At 70.1% G+C, this 21,931-nt stretch carries 16 protein-coding genes and 2 pseudogenes; 3 read left to right on the forward strand and 15 right to left on the reverse strand.

What is annotated here, in order from left to right; translation table 11 throughout:
* Window positions 1-26: 26 nt before the first annotated feature.
* The 8 genes from P8A20_RS10455 to P8A20_RS10490 all read right to left on the reverse strand — a co-directional run bounded on the left by P8A20_RS10455 (window position 27) and on the right by P8A20_RS10490 (window position 11,478).
* Window positions 27-3,113, reverse strand: a complete 3,087-nt coding sequence (locus tag P8A20_RS10455; RefSeq protein ID WP_306103385.1) for a glycoside hydrolase family 3 N-terminal domain-containing protein — start codon at window positions 3,111-3,113, stop codon at window positions 27-29.
* A 37-nt stretch (window positions 3,114-3,150) separates the two neighbouring features.
* Window positions 3,151-4,563: a GH1 family beta-glucosidase gene (locus P8A20_RS10460; protein WP_306103386.1), complete on the reverse strand. Its 1,413-nt coding sequence runs from the start codon at window positions 4,561-4,563 to the stop codon at window positions 3,151-3,153.
* Window positions 4,564-4,616: 53 nt separating this feature from the next.
* A complete protein-coding gene (locus P8A20_RS10465; RefSeq protein ID WP_147957997.1) occupies window positions 4,617-5,603 on the reverse strand; it encodes an ABC transporter ATP-binding protein in 987 nt (328 codons plus the stop codon).
* On the reverse strand, window positions 5,600-6,607 hold the full coding sequence (locus P8A20_RS10470) for an ABC transporter permease (RefSeq protein ID WP_306103387.1): 1,008 nt from the start codon (window positions 6,605-6,607) through the stop codon (window positions 5,600-5,602). The genes P8A20_RS10465 and P8A20_RS10470 overlap by 4 nt, the downstream gene beginning before the upstream one ends.
* A gap of 5 nt (window positions 6,608-6,612) precedes the next feature.
* Complete coding sequence (locus P8A20_RS10475) at window positions 6,613-7,593, reverse strand: ABC transporter permease (protein ID WP_306103388.1); 981 nt, start codon at window positions 7,591-7,593, stop codon at window positions 6,613-6,615.
* Window positions 7,590-8,666, reverse strand: coding sequence for an ABC transporter ATP-binding protein (locus P8A20_RS10480; protein ID WP_147959658.1), 1,077 nt, complete (start codon window positions 8,664-8,666; stop codon window positions 7,590-7,592). The genes P8A20_RS10475 and P8A20_RS10480 overlap by 4 nt, the downstream gene beginning before the upstream one ends.
* A 16-nt stretch (window positions 8,667-8,682) precedes the next feature.
* Window positions 8,683-10,362, reverse strand: coding sequence for an ABC transporter substrate-binding protein (locus P8A20_RS10485; RefSeq protein WP_147959657.1), 1,680 nt, complete (start codon window positions 10,360-10,362; stop codon window positions 8,683-8,685).
* Window positions 10,363-10,503: 141 nt separating this feature from the next.
* Window positions 10,504-11,478, reverse strand: coding sequence for a LacI family DNA-binding transcriptional regulator (locus tag P8A20_RS10490; RefSeq protein WP_147960465.1), 975 nt, complete (start codon window positions 11,476-11,478; stop codon window positions 10,504-10,506).
* Between the two features lie 291 nt (window positions 11,479-11,769).
* On the opposite strand from P8A20_RS10490, the gene P8A20_RS10495 reads away from it, so the two are divergent.
* Window positions 11,770-13,638: a ricin-type beta-trefoil lectin domain protein gene (locus tag P8A20_RS10495; protein ID WP_147959656.1), complete on the forward strand. Its 1,869-nt coding sequence runs from the start codon at window positions 11,770-11,772 to the stop codon at window positions 13,636-13,638.
* Between the two features lie 106 nt (window positions 13,639-13,744).
* On the opposite strand, the gene cimA is transcribed toward P8A20_RS10495, so the two are convergent.
* The 7 genes and pseudogenes from cimA to P8A20_RS10530 all read right to left on the reverse strand — a co-directional run bounded on the left by cimA (window position 13,745) and on the right by P8A20_RS10530 (window position 20,224).
* Window positions 13,745-15,352, reverse strand: coding sequence for a citramalate synthase (gene cimA / locus P8A20_RS10500; RefSeq protein ID WP_147959655.1), 1,608 nt, complete (start codon window positions 15,350-15,352; stop codon window positions 13,745-13,747).
* A gap of 277 nt (window positions 15,353-15,629) precedes the next feature.
* A pseudogene (locus P8A20_RS10505) lies at window positions 15,630-16,275 on the reverse strand (TetR/AcrR family transcriptional regulator).
* 4 nt (window positions 16,276-16,279) lie between these two features.
* Window positions 16,280-16,460, reverse strand: a pseudogene (locus tag P8A20_RS10510) (agmatine deiminase family protein); the annotation flags it as partial.
* 127 nt (window positions 16,461-16,587) lie between these two features.
* Complete coding sequence (locus tag P8A20_RS10515) at window positions 16,588-17,691, reverse strand: branched-chain amino acid aminotransferase (RefSeq protein WP_147959653.1); 1,104 nt, start codon at window positions 17,689-17,691, stop codon at window positions 16,588-16,590.
* A 294-nt stretch (window positions 17,692-17,985) separates the two neighbouring features.
* Entirely contained in the window at window positions 17,986-19,029 is a 1,044-nt protein-coding gene (locus P8A20_RS10520) for a 3-isopropylmalate dehydrogenase (RefSeq protein ID WP_147959652.1), read from the reverse strand.
* 104 nt (window positions 19,030-19,133) lie between these two features.
* Entirely contained in the window at window positions 19,134-19,262 is a 129-nt protein-coding gene (locus tag P8A20_RS10525; RefSeq protein ID WP_261988666.1) for a hypothetical protein, read from the reverse strand.
* Window positions 19,263-19,582: 320 nt separating this feature from the next.
* Entirely contained in the window at window positions 19,583-20,224 is a 642-nt protein-coding gene (locus P8A20_RS10530) for a TetR/AcrR family transcriptional regulator (protein WP_306103389.1), read from the reverse strand.
* A gap of 134 nt (window positions 20,225-20,358) precedes the next feature.
* On the opposite strand from P8A20_RS10530, the gene P8A20_RS10535 reads away from it, so the two are divergent.
* Window positions 20,359-20,988 carry an MSMEG_1061 family FMN-dependent PPOX-type flavoprotein gene (locus tag P8A20_RS10535; RefSeq protein WP_147959650.1) on the forward strand — a complete coding sequence of 210 codons (630 nt, stop codon included), beginning with the start codon at window positions 20,359-20,361 and terminating at the stop codon, window positions 20,986-20,988.
* Between the two features lie 30 nt (window positions 20,989-21,018).
* Entirely contained in the window at window positions 21,019-21,927 is a 909-nt protein-coding gene (locus tag P8A20_RS10540; protein WP_306103390.1) for a PDR/VanB family oxidoreductase, read from the forward strand.
* Window positions 21,928-21,931: the final 4 nt, after the last annotated feature.

Genomic DNA, 21,931 nt, shown 5'->3' on the forward strand with positions numbered 1-21,931 from the left:
CGCCCGCCCGGGTTCCGTTTCCGCATTTACACGGCGCGGTACGCCGTGCGCAGCTTCGCCACGGCGCCGGTCAGATCACCGGTGAGCAGCAGATGGTCGGCCTCGGCGAACGGCTCGGACACCGCCGCGGTCAGCTTTCCGCCGGTCCGCTGCTGGACCAGGAGCCTGGCCCGGTCCACGATCTCCTTGCCCGCCGCGGTCCTTCCGAGGCCCGCCCGCTCGGCGAGCTGCGCGGCGACGGCGAGAGCGGTGAGCGTGGCCTCGCCGCCGGAGGGGGCCTTGCGCAGGGTGGTCAGTCCCCAGCCGTAGGGGAACTGCGGGTCGTACGTCGCGTCGCCGACGTTGATCGGCAGCTGCGACTCGGACTTCGGCCAGGTCACCGGGAGCTGCCCGGTGAAGGCCCGCTTCCCGTAGAGGACGTCGGCGACGCCGTCGCCCTCGGTCCCCGGCAGCCAGGAGGCGACCAGGGCGTCGATGTCGCCGAGGCGGTCGCCGACGAGCTGGGGACGGCCGGAGACGACGAGGACCGCGCACTTCATCGCGGCGCAGACCGTGTCGACGGCCGCCTTGTCGGCATCGGTGAGCTCCAGGTCGTGACCGTTGCCGACGTCTCCGATGCCCTCGGCGTACGGCTTCTCGCCGACGACCACGACTCCGGCGTCGTATCCCTCGGTCGGGGCGGAGGCGTCCTCGGAGAAGGTCGCGGACGAGGTGTTCTTCTCGATGCCCTTCAGGATCGTCGTGCCCGTGGTGGTGGCACCGGAGGCGCCCTGCCAGCTGATGGTCCAGCCGCCGGCCTGGTTGCCGAGGTCGTCGGCGTTGGAGCCGGCGACGTAGACCTTCTGCGAAGGCTTCAGCGGGAGGACCGAGCCGTCGTTCTTCAGGAGGACCTGGGACTTGGCCGCCGCCTCACGGGCGACCGCGCGGTGCTCGGCCGAGCCGACCTTCCCGAGGTTCGAGGTGTCGGCGTACGGCTTCTCGAAGAGGCCGAGGCGGAACTTCTGGGTGAGGATCCGCGCGACGGCGTCGTCGATGCGGGCCTGGCTGATCCGGCCCGCGGCGACCTCCGCCCGGAGCGTCGTCGTGAAGTCCTGGTACGCGGTCGGGACCATGATCATGTCCAGTCCGGCGTTGACCGAGGTGCGGACGTCGCTGGCGTAGTCACCGGGGATCTGGTCGATGGCCTGCCAGTCGCTGATGACGAAGCCCTCGAAGCCCATCCGGTCCTTGAGCACGCCGTTGATCATCTCGGCGTTGGCGTGCATCTTCACCGGGCCGGCGTCGTCGCCGAGGATGTCCAGCGAGGAGTAGGACGGCATGACCGTGCCGACGCCCCGCTTCACGGATTCGGTGAACGGCGCGAGGTGGACGGCTTCGAGTTCCTGCCGGGTGACCTTCGTGACGCCCTGGTCGATGGTGTAGGAGCCGGTGGTGGAGGAGCCGAACTCCGTGCCGCCGTCGCCGACGAAGTGCTTGGCGCTGGCCAGCACCTTGTCGTTGCGGGCGAGGTCCTTGCCCGACGGGCTGCCCTGCATGCCGGTGATGACCGTCTCCATGGCCTCGACCAGGGCGGGGTCCTCGCCGTACGCCTCGTAGGACCGGCCCCAGCGCTCGTCGCGGGTGACGCACACGCAGGGGGCGAAGTCCCACGGGATGCCGGTGGCGCGCACCTCGTTCGCGGTGACGGCGCCCGTCCTCTCCGCGAGCTTCGGGTCGCGGCCCGCGCCGATGCCGATGTTGTGCGGCATGATCGTCGACCCGATGACGTTGTTGTGGCCGTGCACCGCGTCCACGCCGTAGATCAGCGGGATCTGGAAGCGGGTGGCCTGCGCGCGCAGCTGGTAGGCGTCCACCGTCTTCGCCCAGGCCTCGGGCGTGTTGGGGGTGGGCACGGAGCCGCCGCCCGAGAGCAGGGAGCCGAGGTCGTACGCGGCGATGTCGCCCTGCGACTTCAGCGCGTTGCGCTCGGCCTGCGTCATCTGGCCGGCCTTCTCCGCCGGGGACATCCGCGCCAGCAGGTCGGCGACGCGCTTCTTCACGGGGAGCTTCGCGTTCTGGTAGGGCAGCCCATGGGCGTCGATGACGACCTGCGGGTTCTCCTTGGGCGCCTTGGCACCGGTGACCGTGAGCTCCAGCGGGATCGTCTCCGCGGACTCGGCCCCCTTGTCCTTCGTGGTGGCCACGTTGACGGTGTGCGCGGTGCCGGACGCCGTCCCCGCGGGGAAGGTGTGGGTGCCGGTGACCGGGGTGTAGTCCTTGCCGGCCTCGGCGGTGCCGCCCTTGGTCGTGTAGGCGACCGTGACGGGCTCCTCGGTGGGGACCGAGCCGGTGGTGGCGACGGAGATCCTGATGTCGGCCCGGCCGCCCTCCTTGACCGTGTGCACGGCGGAGTCGACGACGACGCTCGACTTCAGGGCCGGGTCTGCCTTCCCGTACAGCTCGACCGCGTCCATCGCGAAGGACCCGGGGGCGCCGGTCGGGAGGGTGAGGGCGTAGCCCCACATCTCGTTCAGGCCGAGGAGCTGGTCGATGCCGCCGACGGGCTGGTAGTCGGCCCGGTAGACGAAGTCCGCGAAGGGGATCTCGACCTGCTGCCAGCCCTCCCAGTCGTCGGTGAAGGAGGTGGTCCACAGCTCGGAGGCGCCGCCGTTGGCTCCGCCGTCCTTGATCTCGAAGTTGATCCGCTTGCCCGAACCGGGCGGCAGGGGCGCTGTGTTCTGCCCGTACCACCAGAAGCGGATGCCCTTGTGCGCGGTCCAGTCCTTCGGGGGCTGGTCGACGGCGAACTCGTGGCTGAGCCCGCCCCACGCGCTGATGTCGTACGTGCCCTGGAGCACCTTGTCGCCCTCGGGGGCGTCGGCGCGCTCCTCGAACTTCAGGGCGGGGTGGTCGTCCGCGTCGCCGCCCCAGGTGAACAGGGAGTCGGCGGGCGGGTTGCCGAACGGCACCTCGCCCTCGAAGCGGTCGACGAGGACCGGTGCGGGGTCCTCTGCGTCGGCCGCCGCGCTGGGGACGGCCCCGGCGAGCAGTGAGGCGAGGACGGTGGCGGCGGCGAGTGCGGCCGTGGCCGGTCTCGCGCGGTGACGTGAGCGGTGGTGCGGCATGCTTGGCATCTACGGCTCTTCTCTGGTCCGGTGACAGGTCGGCACGTCAGTCGGTGCGGGCGTTCCGGGTGAGCTGGATCGTGTCGCGGTACCACTTGGCGCTGTCCTTGAGCGTCCGCAGCTGCGTGTCGTAGTCGACGCGGACGATGCCGAACCGCTTGTCGTAGCCGTAGGCCCACTCGAAGTTGTCCATCAGCGACCAGGCGAAGTAGCCGCGGACGTCGGCTCCCTGCCTGCGGGCCTCGGCCACGGCCTCGATGTGGTCGGCGAGATAGGCGGTGCGGTCCGCGTCGGGGACGGACCCGTCGGCGGCGACGGTGTCGTCGAACGCGGCCCCGTTCTCCGTGATCACGGTCGGCAGCGCGTAGTCGCGCTGGAGCCGCAGCAGCAGGTCGGTGAGCTCGGTGGGGGTGATCTCCCAGTCCATGGCGGTGCGGGGCAGGTCGCGTTCCACGCCGCGTACGACGGGGAGGCCGTCGGTGTCGGTCGGCGAACCGTCCTCGGTCACCCCGGAGAACAGGGCACCGCGGTAGAAGTTGACGCCGAGGACGTCGAGGGGCGCCGCGATGGCCTCCAGGTCGCCCTCCCGGACGGGCAGTTCGATGCCCTGGGCCGCGAGGTCCTCGACGACGTCCTCGGGGTAGCGGCCGTGGACGAGCGGGTCGAGGTAGAGGCGGGTGCCCATGCCGTCGGCGCGGCGGCAGGCCTCCCGGTCGGCCTCGCTGCCGGTCTCCGGGGTGGCGGTGCCGAGGTTGAGGGTGATGCCGAGTTCCAGCGGGTCGCTCCCCGCCGCCTCCCGCATCTGCCGGGCGGCCAGCCCGTGGCCCAGGAGCAGGTGGTGGACCGCGCCCATGGCGTCACCCATGTCGGTGCGGCCCGGGGCGTGCGCGCCGTAGGCGTAGCCGAGCATCGCCGAGCACCACGGCTCGTTGAGGGTCGTCCAGTGCTCGACCCGGTCGCCCAGCGCCTCGTAGGCGAGCATGGCGTACTCCGCGAACCGCAGGGCGGTGTCACGGGCCGGCCAGCCGCCCGCGTCCTCCAGCTCCTGCGGCAGGTCCCAGTGGTAGAGGGTGACCCAGGGGGTGATGCCCCGCCCCCGGAGCTCGTCGGCCAGCCGCTTGTAGAAGTCGAGGCCCTTGGCGTTGGCGGGGCCCCGGCCGCCCGGCTGGATGCGCGGCCAGGCGAGCGAGAAGCGGTACGTGTCGACGCCGAGGCCCGCGATCAGCTCCACGTCCTCGGGCATCCGGTGGTAGTGGTCGCACGCGACGTCGCCGTGCTCGGCGTGGTGCACGGCACCGGGCACACGGCAGAAGGTGTCCCAGATCGACGGCGTCCGGCCGTCCTCCGAGGCGGCGCCCTCGATCTGGTACGAGGAGGTCGCGACGCCCCAGCGGAAGTCGGCAGGGAGTCCCTGGACGGCGGCGGGCTGCAGGCTGCTGCGGGGCGTGACGAGGTTCATGGGTCTCCGTAACTCCTGTGTGCTGTCGGGTGTGATGAGGGACCGGTGGCCGGTCAGTGGTGCAGCCAGCAGGCGACCTCGCGGCCCTGGCCGGCGACCGGTGCGGCGAGGGCCGGGACCCGCTGGGAGCAGGGCTCGAAGGCCTTGCCGCAGCGGGGGTGGAAGGCGCAGCCGGCGGGCATCGCCGACAGGTGCGGGGGTGAGCCGGGGATGCCGGTGAGCTCACGCCGGGGGCCGTGCAGTGCGGGGAACGAGTGCAGCAGGCCGTCGCTGTAGGGGTGCCGGGGGTCGGCGTAGATCTCGGCGGCGCCCGCCTGCTCCACGATCCGGCCGCCGTACATGATCGCGATCCGGTCGGAGAACTCGATCAGCAGGGAGATGTCGTGGGTGATGAACACGACCGAGAAGGAGAGCCGCTCCCTGAGCTCGACGAGCTTGCGCAGAATCTGACGCTGCATCACCACGTCGAGAGCGGTGGTGGGTTCGTCCATGATGACGATCTCGGGCTCCAGCGCGAGCGCCATCGCGATCATCACGCGCTGGCGCATCCCGCCGGAGAGCTGGTGCGGGTAGGCGGCGAGCCGGTCGGCGGAGATGCCGACCAGGTTGAGCAGTTCCTCGGCGCGTGCCGTCCGCCCGGCCCTGCGCATGTCGGGGCGGTGCGCCCTCAGTACGTCGGTGAGCTGGCTGTGGACGGTGTGCACCGGGTTGAGGGAGTTCATAGCTCCCTGGAACACGATGGACAGCTCCTGCCAGCGAAAGGCGCGCAGCTCCTCCGGGGTGAGCGAGAGGATGTCGACGGGTTCGGCGCCGGGCCGGTGGTAGTGGACGTCGCCACCGGTGATCACCCCGGGCGGGGAGAGCAGCCGGGTGACCGCGTAGGCCAGTGTGGACTTGCCCGAACCCGACTCGCCCGCCAGGCCGAGGACTTCGCCCCGGTGCAGGGTGAGGTCGATGTCCCGCAGTGCGTGGACACCGCTCGTGCCGGTGCCGTAGTCGACGTTCAGACCGCTGATGGTGAGGATCGGCTCGCCGGTCATTCGGACTGCTCCTTGCTGCGCGTGCCGGGGGCTCCGGACGGCGTGGGCGTGCCCGTACGGGCCACGGGGGTGAAGCCGACCCGCATCCGGACCTTCCGCGAGGTGCCGCTCGCGGTGCGCAGCCTCGGGTTGACGAACTCGTCGATGCCGAAGTTGATCAGCGCCAGGGCGGTGCCCAGGAGGGCGATGCACAGGCCGGCGGGGACGAACCACCACCATGCTCCCTGGGCCAGTGCCTGGTTGGACTGGGCCCAGAAGAGGACGGTGCCCCAGTTCCAGTGCGAGATGTCGGCGACGCCGATGAAGGCGAGGGTGATCTCCGAGAGGATCGCGAAGATGACGGTGCCGACGAAGCCGGACGCGATGACGGCGGTGAGGTTCGGCATCACCTCGAAGATGATGATCCGCCAGGTCGACTCGCCGGTGGCGCGTGCCGCCTCCACGTAGTCGCGGCGCCTGAGGGACAGGGTCTGGGCGCGCAGGACCCGTGAGCCCCAGGCCCAGGAGGTGAGGGCGATGACGGTGGCGATCACCAGGTCCGTGGTGTCCTCGACGAAGCTGGCGATGATGATGATCAGCGGCAGTCCGGGGATGACCAGGAAGACGTTCGAGAACATCGAGAGGATCTCGTCGGCGGCTCCGCCGAGGAAGCCGGCGCTGACCCCGATGAGTACGGACAGCACCGTGGCCAGGAACCCGGCGATGAAACCGACCATGAGCACGCCCCGGGTGCCGACCAGGATCTGGGAGAGCACGTCCTGACCGGTGTGGGTGGTGCCGAACCAGTGCTCGGCGGAGGGCGGCTGGAGCAGCTGGTCGCTCATCGCGTCGGGGTCGTACGGGGCGATCCAGGGCCCGATGACGGCGATGAGGGCGAAGAACGCGAGGATCAGCAGCCCGGTGCGGGTCTTCCCGCCGCGCAGGAAGCGGAGTCTGGCCCGGCCGGCCGTGGCGGGGGCGGGGACCTCGTCCAGGGCGGCGGGGTCGGTTGCGGGGACGGACACGGTCGTCAGGCCTCCTTACGGGTGCGGGGGTCGAGGAGGGCGTACGCCATGTCGGCCAGCAGGTTCGCGGCGAGCACCGAGAGCGTGATGATCAGGAAGACGCCCTGCATCAGGGGGTAGTCCTTCGCCCCGACGGCCTGGAGGAGCTGGAAGCCGATGCCGGGGTAGTTGAAGACCATCTCGACGAGCAGGGTGCCGCTGACGATGAAGCCCAGGGAGAGCGCGAAGGCGGAGATGTTGGGCAGGACCGCGTTGCGGGCGGCGTAGGCGAACATCACCCTCCGCTCGGAGAGGCCCTTGGCCTGCGCCACCATGACGTAGTCCTCGGAGGAGACGGTCACCATCATGTTGCGCATGCCGAGGATCCAGCCGGCGACGGCGCTGAGCACGATCGTCACCCCGGGCAGCACCCCGTGGTAGAGGGCGCTGGAGATGAACGGCCAGTCGAAGGCGGGCACCAGGGAGTTGTCGTAGCCGCCCTCGAAGGGGAACAGCGGCCACTTCACCGCGAACACCGCGATGGCGATGAGCCCCAGCCAGAAGTAGGGGACGGACGAGATGAAGGTGGTGACGGGCAGCAGCCCGTCCAGCCAGGAGCCGCGCCGCCAGCCGCTGTAGACGCCGATCCCGGTGCCGAGCAGGAAGCTGATGAGCGTGGTGATGCCGACGAGGGCCAGCGTCCAGGGCAGCGCCTGGGAGATGACCTCGCCGACCGGGGTCGGGAAGAAGGTGAAGGAGAGCCCGAGGTCGCCGTCGAGGAGGTGCGACCAGTAGTCGGTGTACTGCGCCCAGAGCGACTGCTTCTCGTCGAGCCCGAACAGTGCCTTCAGGGAGGCGATCGCGGAGGTGTCGAGCTGACCCTGGTACCGGCTCATCAGGGCCTCGACGGGGTCACCCGGCATCAGTCGGGGGATCAGGAAGTTGATGGTGATCGCGGCCCACGCGGTGACCGCGTAGAAGGCGAGGCGCTGGAGGACGTACTTCACTTCGCCGCCTCCTTCTCGGGCGCGTCCGCGGCCGGGGCGGTCGCACCGTCGTACAGCCAGCAGGCGGCCCACTGGCCGTCGGCCAGGTCGAAGCGCGGCGGGAGTTCGGTGCGGCAGCGCTCCATGGCCTTGGGGCAGCGGGGGTGGAAGCGGCACCCGGCCGGCGGGGTGATCAGGGAGGGCGGCTCGCCGGTCCCGGTCTCCCCCTGGTCCGCCTCGTCGGCGACCCTGTCCGGGTCGGGCGCCGAGGCGATGAGCAGCTGGGTGTAGGGGTGGGCGGGGTGCTGGGTGACCGTCTCGCTGTCGCCGCCCTCGACGATGCGGCCGGCGTACATCACGAGGGTGGTGTCGGCGAAGTAGCGGGCGGACGCGATGTCGTGGGTGATGTAGAGGATCGCGAGGCGCAGCCGCTCCTTGAGGTCATGGAGCAGGTTGAGGACGCCGAGCCGGATCGACACGTCGAGCATCGAGACCGGTTCGTCGGCCAGCAGGACCTGGGGGTCGGCGCCGAGCGCGCGCGCTATCGCGACGCGCTGGCGCTGCCCGCCCGACAGCTCGTGCGGGAACTTGTCCAGGAACTGATGAGGAGGGGTCAGCTGGACGCGTTCCAGCAGGGCGGCCAGGTTCGTCTCCAGTTCCGCGTCCCCGCTGCCCGCCCGGCCGTGGATCCTCAGGGCGCGGGTCAGGTGGTAGCGCACGGTGTGCACCGGGTTGAGCGAGGCGAACGGGTCCTGGAAGATCAGCTGAACCTGCTTGACGTAGGTACGGAAGGACCGGCCACGCCCGGCCTTCACCGCCGTGCCGCCCATGCGGATCTCACCCGCGGTGAGCGGGTACAGCTGGGCGAGCAGCCGTGCGACGGTGGACTTGCCGGAGCCCGACTCCCCCACCAGGGCCGTGACGGTGCCGCGCCGGAGCTCCAGCGAGACGTCGTCGACGGCGTGGACGGTGCGGTGCCTGCGGGCGACGAGGTCGCCGGCGGTGCGCCGCACCGGGAAGTGCTTGGTGACTCCGCGTGCTTCCAGCACCACATCGGTTCCGGTGCGCACGTCTGCGGACTGTTCGGTGGTCATGGCCGGTTCCCTGTACTTACTTGGCGGGCTCGAGGTTCAGCACGACTTCCAGCGCGTCGGGCTGGGTGTGCTGCGGCGCTGCGTACGGGTCCTCCTCGGTGGGCCAGCCCACCCAGTTCTTCGTGGAGTACTCGGCACCGATCGGGGCCGCGGCCGTCGGGATGACCGGCGCCTGCTCGACCATGATCTTCTGGAGCGTGTTCATCGCCTCGGTGCGTGCGGCGTCGTCGGTGGCGTTGGCGTACTCCTTGAGCGCGGCGGTGGCCTCGGGGCTCTTGAAGCGGCCGAAGTTGCCGAGCTGGGCCGTCTTGCCGACGGGCTGGAGGATCGCCCCGTCCATGATGTTCTGGTACATGTCGTAGGGCGTGGCGCCGCTGTTGGTCCAGTGGAGGGTGGCGTCGAAGTTGCCGGTGGCGACGTCGGTGCCCCAGGCCTCGGCGGTCTGGGTCTTGACCTTGGCCTCGATGCCCAGCTGCTTGATGTTGTCCTTGATGATGGACAGCCCGGTGATGTAGTCGTTCCAGCCGGCCGGGTCGGTGAAGGTCAGCTCGACCGGCTTCCCGCTCGGGTCCTTGAGGACGCCGCCGCTGAGCTGGAACCCGGCGTCCTTGAGGAGCGCCTTGGCGCCGTCCACGTCGGGCTGTGTGGTGGCGTTCTTGTACTCCGGCGCGAGGAAGGGCGCACCGGCGGGCAGCGGGATGCCGGTCGGGTTGCTGATCTCCGGGTAGAGCGTCGCCTGGGCCTGCACGTGGATCGCCTTGCGGTCGACGACCATGGCCATCGCCTTGCGCAGCGCCGGGTTGTCGAACGGCTTGCGGGCGGTGTTGAACCAGAGGCCGTGGATGCCGAGGCCGGAGGGGAACCACAGCTTGTGGTTCTTGGCGTCCTTGGCGATGTACAGCTGCTTGTAGTTCGGCATGAAGACGAACGACCACTCCAGCTTGCCGCTCGCCAGGGCCGTGGTCGCCGCGCTGTTGTCGTTGTACGCGGTGTAGCGCAGCTCCTTGACCTTGGTCTCGCCCTTCCAGTAGGTGGGCGTGGCGGTCAGGGTGGTCGTCTGCGGGGTGAAGGTCTTCAGCTTGTACGGACCGGAGCCGACCGGCGTGCGGTTGGGCCAGGTCTCCGGGTTCTCGACCTTCTCCCAGATGTGCTTGGGAACGACGTAGGTCGTGATGATCTTGTTCTGGTTGACGAACTGCGATTCCTTGAAGGTCAGGACGACCTTCTGGCCGTCGACCGTGATGCCGTCGTACGGGATGCCGTTGCCGTTGAGCGCCGGGTGCTTCTTGAGCAGTTCGAAGGTGAACGCGACGTCCGCCGCGGTCAGCGGCTTGCCGTCGGCCCACTTGGCACGCTTGTCGAGCGTGAAGGTGAGCTTGGTGAAGTTCGACTCCCAGTCCCAGGCGGTGGCCAGCCAGGGGTCCGCCTTGTCGGTGGGGCGGATCTGGTTCGTCATCGCCAGCGGCTCGTAGATCATGAAGCGGTAGCCGAGGGTGGCGCCCGCGGAGGTCGCGAGGAACGGGTTGCTGTTGTTCGTCTGCGGCCCGTCCGGCTTGCCGAGGGTCAGCACGCCCGAGGCGCCCGCACCTCCGCCCTTGTTGGCTCCCGAGTTGGCGGACGAGCAGCCCGCGGCGAGCGCGACCACGGCGGTGGCGACTGAGAGCGCTCTCAGGGTGTGACGACGACGTACGGACATGGCGACTCCAGGAGGACTGCGGGTCTGGGAGATCCGGTGGCGGGCAGCGCTCGACGCGCCGGGTGCGGACGGTACGGATGGTGCGGGTGCCGGTGCGGCGGGTTCGGGGATGCGGACGGATGACCGGCGGGGCCGGGTCCGTTACGGCGCCGAGTGGCGCACGACCAGTTCGGTGGGCAGCACGACAGGCCGGTCCGGTGCGGCGGTGCCGCCGAGACGGGAGAGCAGCAGGCGGGCCGCCGCCTCACCCATCTGGCGCGTGGGCTGGTGCACGGTGGTCAGCGGCGGTTCAGTGTGTTCCGCCATCGGGATGTCGTCGAAGCCGACCACCGCGATGTCGTCGGGTACGCGGCGGCCGGCGGCTCTCAGGGCGCGCAGCACCCCGGCCGCACTGATGTCGTTGTGGGCGAACACCGAGTCGAACTCCACTCTCTGCGCGAGGAGTTGTTCCACCAGGAGGCGCCCCCTGCGTTCGGTGAAGTCCCCGTCCACGACAAGTTCGGTGGGCAGGACCGAACAGAAACCCGCGAGCCGGTCGCGTACGCAGCCGAAGTGCCGGGGTCCGGTGACGACCAGGGGTCTGGTGCGGCCGGCGGCCCGCAGATGGCGGGCGGCGGACGCGCCTCCCTCGTGGTTGGTGGTCACGACGGAGGGAAATTCCGGGTGGTGGCCCCGGTCGTCGATCAGGACGATCGGCAGGCCGGACCGGTGCAGTTCGGTGAGGTGGTCGAGCGTGTTCTCCGGTTCGACGACGACGAGCCCGTCGAAGGCGCGCGCCGACACCTGGGTGGTGAAGCGCTCGACGGACTCCGCACCCCGGTTGCAGGTGAAGAGCAGCAGGCCGTGGTCGGCGGCCTCGACGGTGTCGACCACCCCTTGGAGCACCTCACCCATCCACGGCCAGGTCAGCGAGGGCACCAGCATCCCGACCGTACGGCTGCTGCCGCGGGCAAGCCCCACGGCACCCGAGCTGGGTACGTAACCGAGATTCGCGATCACTTCACGAACGCGGGCGGCCGTCGAACCGTCCACTTCGCCCTTGAGGTTGATGACCCGCGACACGGTCGTCTTGCTGACGCCGGCCTCACGGGCGACATCGGCGATGGTGACACGCAACGGGGCCTCCAGGGACAAGGCAGGACAGGGTGACGGGAACGGCCTTCGGTACCGGTTCCGCAACCGGTACCGGAACCGGTACCGGCGTTGCGGCTGGAGTTAACCGCGCCGGAACAGGGCCGTCAATACTTCACGCCGAGATTGGTCCGTACCCATGCGCCGAGCAGGTCCGCAAGCGCTTCCGTTCATTTCTTGAACGACAACCTCTTGACGTGAGCACGTAATAGCAGTTCACTCACGGGTCGTTCGACGGCACTTCCCCCACGCCCCTGCCGAGAAAGGCAGCAGCCCATGATTCGGACAAGCAGGACGGCGAGAGTCCTCGTCGCGACGGCGCTCGCGACCGCGGGACTGGCCGGGCTCTCCTCGGGCACCGCGCAGGCCGCCGGTGAGACCGTGAACATCGTGCTGACCACCACGGACGACTCCGGTGGCCGTCATGTCACCCGCGGCCTCCAGGCCCAGACGCCCATCGCCTTCGGCGCCGGGAACGGCGGTTCCGGGACGGACATCACCGTCGACGAGAACACCCGCTACCAGACCTTCACCGGTGGCGGAGCCTCGTTCACGGACACGGCAGCCTGGCTGATGAAGGGCAGCGGGGCACTGAGTCAGGCCACCCGCGACGCGACGATGAGGAAGCTCTTCTCGCCGACGGAGGGCATCGGACTGTCTTTCGTACGCAACCCGATGGGCGGATCGGACCTCGCGCGTTTCGGTTACACCTACGACGACATGCCTGCCGGGCAGACGGACCCGGATCTCTCCGAGTTCTCGATCGCACATGATCTGCAGGACGTCCTGCCGCTCACGAAACAGGCGGAGCAGCTCAACCCCGCCCTGACCACGGTCGCCTCCCCGTGGACGGCGCCGGCCTGGATGAAGGACAACGGACGGCTCGACGGCGGCTGGCTGAAGGCCGAGAACTACGGCGCCTACGCGAACTACTTCGTGAAGTACCTCCAGGCGTGGAAGGACCAGGGCGTCCCGGTCGACTACGTCACCGCGCAGAACGAACCCACCTGCTGCTCCGGCTACCCGTCGATGAGCTGGAACGGCTCGGGCCTCGCCTACTTCACCAAGGACGAGCTGCTGCCGAAACTCCGGTCGGCGGGCCTGGCCACCAAGGTGCTGGCGCACGACTGGAACTGGGACAGCTACGACGCCTACGCCGCCCCCACCGTCGACGACGCGGCCGTACGCAGCCACCCGAACTTCGGCGGGATCGCCTGGCACGGCTACGGCGGCGACATCGCGAAGCAGACGGCCGTCCACGATCTGTACCCGCAGCTGGACGCTTTCCAGACCGAGCACTCGGGCGGCACCTGGATCGCCGACCAGCAGCGCGAGGACATGCTGAACATCATCGACTACACCCGCAACTGGGCGAAGTCGGTGACCAAGTGGTCGCTGGCCGTCGACCAGAACCGGGGCCCCCACAACGGTGGTTGCGGCACCTGTGACGGGCTGATCACCGTGCACGACGGGGACAGCCGGCACGGCCAGGTCGACTACACGGTCGAGTACTACACGATGGGCCACCTGACGAAGTACGTCCGCCCCGGCGCCGCCCGCATCGCGTCGACGGGCAGCTCCGCCGTGCCCAACGTCGCCTGGCGCAACCCCGACGGCTCGAAGGCCCTCATCGCCTACAACGGGGCGGCCTCCGCCCAGCAGGTCACCGTCAACTGGGGCGGGCAGAAGTTCACCTACTCCCTGCCGGGCCGCACCTCGGCGACGTTCACCTGGTCGGGCACCCAGTCGGGCTCCTCCGGCAGCACCGGCGCCCTCGCCGGCGACAACGGCAAGTGCCTGGACGCCACGGGCAACAGCGGCTCCGACGGCACGCCCGTACAGATCTGGGAGTGTACCGGCGCGGCCAACCAGAGATGGACGGTCTCCGGCGACGGCTCGGTCAAGGTGCTCGGCGCCTGCCTGGACGTCACGTCGGGCTCGACGGCCGACGGAGCGAAGGTGCAGCTGTACACCTGCAACGGCTCGGGCGCACAACGCTGGACGTACGACCCTGCGACGGGGGACGTCGTCAACACGGCCGCGGACAAGTGCCTGGACGTGGCCGACCGGTCCACGGCCGACGGGGCCCGTGTGCAGATCTGGACCTGCACCGGGGCCGCCAACCAGAAGTGGCGACTGCGGTGACGGGCTGATCCTTCGGCGTGGTCGAGCGCCGGCTCGTGGCGCTCCGGGATGCCACGGCCGCCCACGCGTCCGGCAGGATCCGGACGCGTGGGCGGCCTGCCGTCCGCTAGTCGGTGGGCTCGACGCCGGCCCGCAGCAGGCCGTAGGTGTACGCGTCCTCCAGTGCCTGCCAGGACGCGGCGATGACGTTCTCGGCCACGCCGACCGTCGCCCAGTCACCCGATCCGTCGCCCGTGGTGATCAGTACCCGGGTGGTGGACTCGGTACCGGTACGGCCTTCCAGGATGCGGACCTTGTAGTCGACCAGCTCCAGCTTGGCGAGCTGCGGGTAGATCCGCTCCAGGCCGACGCGCAGGGCCCGGTCCAGGGCGTTGACCGGGCCGTTGCCCTCGGCGGTGGCGACGATCCGCTCACCCTTGGCCCAGAGCTTCACGGTCGCCTCGTTGGCGTGGGTGCCGTCGGGACGGTTCTCGACGATGGCCCGCCAGGACTCGACGCGGAAGTAGCGGCGGGGCCTGCCCTCGACCTCGGCGCGCAGGAGCAGTTCGAAGGAGGCGTCGGCCGCCTCGTAGGTGTAGCCCTTGAGTTCGCGCTCCTTGACCCGCTCGACCACCCGGCCGACGAGCGCGCGGTCGTCCCCCAGGTCGATGCCGAGCTCCTTGCCCTTGAGCTCGATGGAGGCGCGGCCGGCCATGTCGGACACCAGCATCCGCATGGTGTTGCCTACGCGCTCCGGGTCGATGTGCTGGTAGAGGTCCGGGTCGACCTTGATGGCGGAGGCGTGCAGTCCGGCCTTGTGGGCGAAGGCGGAGACACCGACGTACGGCTGGTGCGTGGAGGGCGTCAGATTGACGACCTCGGCGATGGCGTGGGAGATGCGGGTCATGTCGGCGAGCGCGCCCTCGTGCAGGACGGTCTTGCCGTACTTGAGTTCCAGCGCGGCGACGACCGGGAAGAGGTTCGCGTTGCCGACCCGCTCGCCGTAGCCGTTGGCGGTGCACTGCACATGGGTGGCGCCCGCGTCCACGGCGGCCAGGGTGTTGGCGACGGCGCAGCCCGTGTCGTCCTGGGCGTGGATGCCGATCCGGGCTCCGGTGTCGGCGAGGACGGTGGAGACGACGGCCTGGACCTGCGCGGGAAGCATCCCGCCGTTGGTGTCGCAGAGGATGACCACGTCGGCGCCGGCCTCGTGGGCGGCGCGTACGACCGCCTTTGCGTACTCCGCATTCGCGCGGTAGCCGTCGAAGAAGTGCTCGCAGTCGACGAAGACCCGGCGGCCCTGCTCCCGGAGGTGGGCGACGGTGTCGCGGACCATCTCCAGGTTCTCGTCCAGGGTGGTGCGCAGGGCCAGTTCGACGTGACGGTCGTGGGACTTGGCGACCAGCGTGATCACCGGGGCGCCGGAGTCCAGGAGTGCCTGGACCTGCGGGTCCTCGGCGGCCTTGCCGCCGGCCCTGCGGGTGGCGCCGAACGCGACGAGCTGGGCGTGCTCGAAGTCGATCTCCTGCTGGGCACGGGCGAAGAACTCGGTGTCACGGGGGTTGGCGCCGGGCCAGCCGCCCTCGATGAAACCCACGCCGAAGTCGTCCAGATGCCGGGCAATGGTCAGCTTGTCCGCGACCGTCAGGTTGATGCCTTCACGCTGCGCACCGTCGCGCAGGGTGGTGTCGAAGACATGGAAGGTGTCGTCGGGGGCTGTGGCCTTGGTGGTCATGCTGATCTGACTCCTGTCGGGTGAGCGGATCCGGACGAATCGGCTCCACTTGCCCCCATCATCTCGCGTGCCTCGCCCCGGCCGTGGTGTGGGCCGGAAAACGAAAAAACCCCTCGCGGGTGCGAGAGGTCTGCGCGCGGGTCTGGGGCACGATGTCCGTTCCGTACGTGGTGGTACGGGACGGTCACTGCGGACCGGCGCGCCTGCTGCCGATAATCATGGCGGACGAGGACACGCACGCAGTCTGGCACAACGGCGCCACCCGCACCGGCCTGTCTCAGGATCCGGGCGTGACGTCCGCCGCGGGCGTGCCCGGCCCCGGGGGGCGTGAGCGTCTCGTCCGCGTACGCGCGCAACTGGTCGAGGACCTGTTCCCCTCCCGTGCCGGGCATGCCGACGGTGACGTGCACGCTGAAGCCGTCCATCAGGGCCCTCAGCCGGGTCGCGGTACGGCCGGCCCCGACGGCCCGGAACTCCCCGCGGGCGATGCCGTCGGCCAGCAGCTCCGTGAGGTCGCGGTGCCAGGCGTCCTCGATGGCGGCCTGCCGGGCGCGGGCGTCGTCGTCGGCGCCCTGCGAGCGGTTCCAGACCTCCAGCCGGAGCGTCCAGCGCGGATCACGGTGGCCGTCGGGGACGTACAGCGCGATGCAGGCGTCGAGCCGTTCGCGTGCGGTGCCGGGCCCGTCGAGCAGGGCCCGGCGTTCGGTGCCGAGCCGCGCCTCGCTCCACTCCAGGGTCCGCAGCAGGAGCTCGTCCTTGGTCCGGAAGTAGTAGAGGAGGTGCCCGCTGCTCATTCCTACCTCGCGACCGAGCCCCGCCACGGTGAGCCCGTCGAGGCCGCGCTCGGCGACGGTGGCCATGACGGCGGCGAGCACGTCATCCCGGGGCGGGGCGATGTTGCGGCGGCGCGGGGTACGGGGCACGTTCTCAGATCCTGGGCTGTTGCTGCGCGATGCGGTGGATGCCTCCACCACCGGCAAAGATCGTACGGGCGTCGACGGGAGTGTCACCGTACGGCCGGGGAACAGGTCGCCGAACACGGCTGCCGCCTCCTCGGGTCGTCGAAGGCGTGGAGGATCACCCCGCCGTCGCAGAGGCGGTGGTTGACGTTCTCGAGCGGCGCCCGGAACAAGGTCCGGAGTCCGGGGACGCCGAAGGCCGCGCCCCCTGCGGCAGGTTCCAGGGGGCGCGGCCGTCGTGGCGGGACCGGTCGGCGGCTCGGACCGGACCGGGGGCTAGCCGAGCTCGTGCATCCAGCCGTGGGTGTCCTCGGCGATACCGCGCTGGATGTCCAGCAGGCGCTCACGCAGCTTGAGGGTGACCTCGCCGGGGGCGCCGTCGCCCTGGGTCCACTCGCCGTCCGCGGACTTCACGGTGCCGACGGGCGTGATGACGGCGGCGGTGCCGCAGGCGAAGACCTCGGTGAGGGTGCCGTTCCCGGTGTCGGTGCGCCACTGGTCGATGGAGACGCGGCCCTCCTCCGAGGTGTAACCGAGGTCGCGGGCGACGGTGAGGAGGGAGTCACGGGTGACGCCGGCGAGCAGGGAGCCGGTGAGGGAGGGCGTGACGATGCGCTTGCTGCCGTCCTCCTGCCCGTACACGAAGTACAGGTTCATGCCGCCCAGCTCCTCGACCCACTTGTGCTCGACGGCGTCGAGGTAGGCGACCTGGTCGCAGCCCTGCTCGGCGGCCTCGGCCTGGGCGAGGAGGGAGGCGGCGTAGTTGCCGCCGGTCTTGGCGTCGCCCATGCCGCCGGGAACGGCGCGGACCCGGTCCTGGGAGAGCCAGATGGAGACCGGCTTCACCCCACCGGGGAAGTAGGCGCCGGCAGGGGAGGCGATGACGAGGAAGAGGTACTCGTTGGCCGGGCGGACACCGAGACCCACCTCGGTGGCGATCATGAACGGGCGCAGGTAGAGGGACTCCTCGCCACCGTGCGCCGGGACCCAGGCCTGGTCCTGCTGGACCAGGACGTCGCACGCCTCGATGAACGTCTCGACGGGCAGCTCCGGCATCGCGAGCCGGGCGGCGGACCGCTGGAAGCGGGCGGCGTTGGCCTCGGGGCGGAAGGTGGCCACCGTGCCGTCGGGCTGCCGGTACGCCTTGAGCCCTTCGAAGATCTCCTGCGCGTAGTGCAGCGTCATGTTCGCGGGGTCCATGGACAGCGGCCCGTACGGCACGAGCTGGGCGTCGTGCCAGCCGCGGCCCTCGGTCCAGCGGATCGTCACCATGTGGTCGGTGAAGTGGCGGCCGAAGCCGGGGCTGGCCAGGATCGCCTCGCGCTCCGCGTCGGACAGCGGGTTGGAGGAGGGCTTGAGCTCGATCGTGGGCGTCGTCATGAGTGCGTGTCCTTCACCGGTCTTGTGTGTGATGGACCGCGCTCACGCCCGCTCCCGCCCGGTCTTCACCGGACAGGTTGTAGGACGTCCGAGCTCTGCCGCGAGCCGCGGTCCCGCGTTCGATTATCTCCCGGGGGCGGCCCTGCACGAAATGACGCGTTTGCGGCGACGTTCACGATGACGCTGTCGCGACGCGGGAACGCGGTCCTGAGGTCGATGGTGGCACCCGGGGACCGCATGGAGAAGCCGCCGGGTGCGGTTGCGACCCGGCGGCTTCGAAGTGGAGACGTCGGGTCAGCTCGCTACGCGTACCGCGAGCGCGTCGCCGATCTCGTCGGTGGTGCGCGCCTGCTTGCCGTCACGCTCCGCGAGGTCGGCGGAGACGGCCTCCTCGATGCGCGCGGCCTCGGCCTCGTAGCCGAGGTGGCGCAGCAGGAGGGCGACGGAGAGGATCGTGGCGGTCGGGTCCGCCTTGCCCTGGCCCGCGATGTCGGGCGCGGTGCCGTGCACCGGCTCGAACATGGACGGGAAGGCACCCGTCGGGTTGATGTTGCCGGACGCGGCCAGGCCGATGCCGCCGGTCACGGCAGCGGCGAGGTCGGTGAGGATGTCACCGAAGAGGTTGTCGGTGACGATGACGTCGAAGCGCTCCGGCTGCGTGACGAAGAAGATCGTCGCGGCGTCGACGTGCAGGTAGTCGGTGCTGACCTCGGGGTACTCGGCCGCGACCTTGTCGAAGGTGTTCTTCCACAGGTGGCCCGCGTACACGAGGACGTTGTTCTTGTGGACCAGCGTCAGCTTCTTGCGCGGGCGGGCGGCGGCACGCGCGAAGGCGTCACGCACGACACGCTCGACGCCGTAGGCGGTGTTGACGCTGACCTCGGTGGCGACCTCGTGCTCGGTACCCGTGCGCAGGGAACCGCCGTTGCCCGTGTACGGGCCCTCGGTGCCCTCACGGACGACGACGAAGTCGATCTCGGGACGCCCGGCCAGCGGTGTCGCGGTGTTCGGGAAGAGCTTCGACGGCCGCAGGTTGATGAAGTGGTCGAAGGCGAAGCGCAGCTTCAGCAGAAGTCCCCGCTCCAGCACACCCGACGGCACGGACGGGTCACCGATGGCGCCGAGCAGGATGGCGTCGTGCCCCTTGAGGGCTTCGAGCTCCGCGTCGGGAAGGGTCTCACCGGTGCGGTGCCATCGCTGGGCTCCGAGGTCGTACTCCTTGGTCTCCAGCTTCACATCCTGCGGGAGAACAGCGTTGAGAACCTTGAGGCCCTGGGTGACGACCTCCTGGCCGATACCGTCGCCGGGGATCACTGCGAGATCGATGCTGCGAGACATAACGGGAACCCTAACCTTCCGTCCCACCCCATGACACTCGACGTCCACGATCCGGACGGGGTGACCCCTGCACGGAACGGCCGCCATGAGGCGGGACCGCGCCCTCAGTGTCCGGTCGAGCCGCCGTTGTCCCGGCGGTCGAGAGCCCGCTGCAGGGCTGCGGCGGCGTTCGTGCGCTCCGACTCGGTGGAGCGGGGGGTGCGGCGGACGCGGCGGACAGTGGTCTCGGCCATGGGGGGTCAACTCCTTGAGATCGCGTGGATTTCGGGATCAGGACTTCGCGCGATGGATGTCGAGATCGGAATTCGAAGCGCTCGAAGGGGCGGGGAGCGGATGCCGCAGGGATTGCCTGCATCGGGCACACTCACGCACGCCGGTCGCTGGATCAGCGATTCGTTCGGCTCCTACAAAGCTAGGGCAGCCCGGTCCATCTGTCTCCACAGATACTCGGACTTCCTACTATCTGAGACGGCGGCGCCGGGGACCCACCGCCCGCGCGGGGGATTCGCCGCGACCGGCGGGACGCCGCACCCCCGCACGGACGGGCCGGGCGTCAGCCCACGGATGTCACCGACGGACCGCCCGAAAGATAGCGGGTGAGCATGGCGACGAGTTCGTCCTCGAACCGCGCGATGTCGATCTGACCGGGTCCCGCCATCACCCTGTGCACGACCGTCTCCACCGTGGAAGTGACGAGGCGGGCGGCGATGTCCACGTCCGTGACCCGCACGTCCGGATGGTTCCGGAGCAGCCTGCCGGCGTAGGCGATGTGCCGTCGCTCGCTCTGGGCGATCTTCTCCAGCAACTCCGGAGCACGGGGCCCCTGCTCCATCATCACGCGGAGCAGCTGCGGGTCCTCGCGGTGGTTCTCGATCACGTTTCGGACGAAGAATCGCATGATGCCCTCGATGGACTCGGGCAGCGGTTCGTCCTGGTCCGGCGGGGCGGCGATCATCCCCGCGTCGAGATGCCGGGTCAACAGCTCGACCAGAATCGCATCTTTGTTCGGGTAGTACTGGTACAGCGACCCGATCGACACCCGGGCCCGCTCCGCGATCCGGTTGGTGGTCCCCGCCGCGTACCCGTACTCGGCGAAAACGCGAGCAGCCGCGTCGAGGATGCGCTGCCGGGTCAGGGCCGCCCGGGCCTGACGGGGCTGTTTACGTGGCTGAAGTCCGCGGTGGCCGGACGCCATGACACCTCCTGCGGGGGCCGTGGAAGGCGAGTAGCGCACGACCTGACTAATTGCTCACAATACTGCCATGAACTGCGGCGATGCGGATTCGAGTGTCCGCAGCCGCATGCCCACGCCGGTTTGAGGAAGGTGCTATGACGCATGCCCCCACGCGCCCTCGACGGGTCTCGCCCGAGGAGGTGTCGGCACGGCTCGGGCAGCCCGAAGCCATGGTCCGGGCGAAGGTGAAGGACCGGATCGACGACTACTTCCGCCACTTCATAGCCCACTCGCCGTTCCTGACGATGGCCACGGCGGACGCGGCCGGACGCGCCGACTGCTCGCCCCGTGGCGACTACCCGGGCTTCGTGAAGGTCCTCGACGACCGCACCCTCGCCCTCCCCGACCGCCCCGGCAACAAGATCGCGGACTCCTTCCGGAACCTCGCCGAGAACGACGGCGTCGGGCTGTGTCTCCTGGTCCCCGGTGTGCGGGAGGTCCTGCGGGTCAACGGCAGCGGCTACGTCACCGACGAACCCGATGTGCTGGCGCGGATGCGCACCGAGGCCAGGCAGCCGGAACTGGCGATCGTCGTCGAGGTGTCCGAGGCGTATTTCCACTGCGGACGGGCGCTGATCCGCTCCCGGCTGTGGGACCCCGCCAGTCAGGCGCTCGCCGAGGGGATGCCGTCGCTCGGCGAGATCGCGGCCGCGCAGTTCGGTGTCGACGTGGAACCGGGGCTGCTCGAGCAGGCCCTGGAGGACGGCTACCGCAAGCTCTACTGACCAGGCCACGGGCCGACAGAGGAATCACCCATGCAACAGACCGTCGTCGAGCACATCGACCGGGTCGCCGAGGACGTCGTCGCCCTCACCCTGCGCGGCACCGCCGGGGAACTGGCGCCCTGGAGCCCCGGCGCCCACGTCGACCTGTCCCTGCCCAACTGGCTCACCCGGCAGTACTCGTTGTGCGGAGACGCCGCCGACCGGGGCGCCTACCGCGTCGCGGTCCGGTACGACCCGCTCAGCCGGGGCGGCTCGGAATACGTCCACCGGTTCCTGCGCCCGGGCCGCCTTCTCGGTGTCTCCCTGCCCCGCAACCACTTCCCCCTCGCCCCCGCACCGCGGTACCTGTTCCTCGCCGGCGGTATCGGGATCACGCCGCTGCTGCCGATGCTCCGTGCGGTGGCAGCCGCCGGACTCCCCGCAAACCTGCTCTACGTGGGGCCGTCGGCGGACAGCATGCCCTTCGCCGACGAACTGCTCCGCTCGTACGGGGACCGGGTGCGGATCGTGGAGACCGTACGCCAGGGCAGGCCGGACCTGGACGCCGTCGCGGCCGGGCTGGAGGCCGGCACGCTGGTCTACTGCTGCGGTCCCGCGGCCATGCTGGCGTCGGCCGAGGCGGCGTTCCCCGCCGAGCGGCTGCACGCCGAACGGTTCCAGCCGGCGGCCCGGTCCTTCGGTCCCGGAACGGCCTTCGAGGCGGTCTGCGCCCGGTCCGGGGACACCGTCGCCGTGCCGGCCGGCGAGTCACTGCTGGACGCCCTGGCCCACGCCGGGCACCCCGTCCCCTCCGGGTGCCGCGAAGGTGTCTGCGGCAGCTGTGAAGTCACCGTCCTGGACGGCTCACCCGAGCACCGGGACGACATCGGCGCCCCCGAGCGCCGGATGTACGCCTGTGTGTCCCGGGCACTGTCCCCCCGGCTCGTCCTCGATCTCTGAAAGG

Origin of the sequence: Streptomyces sp. Alt3 (assembly GCF_030719215.1) — a bacterium.
GTDB classification, from domain to species: domain Bacteria; phylum Actinomycetota; class Actinomycetes; order Streptomycetales; family Streptomycetaceae; genus Streptomyces; species Streptomyces glycanivorans.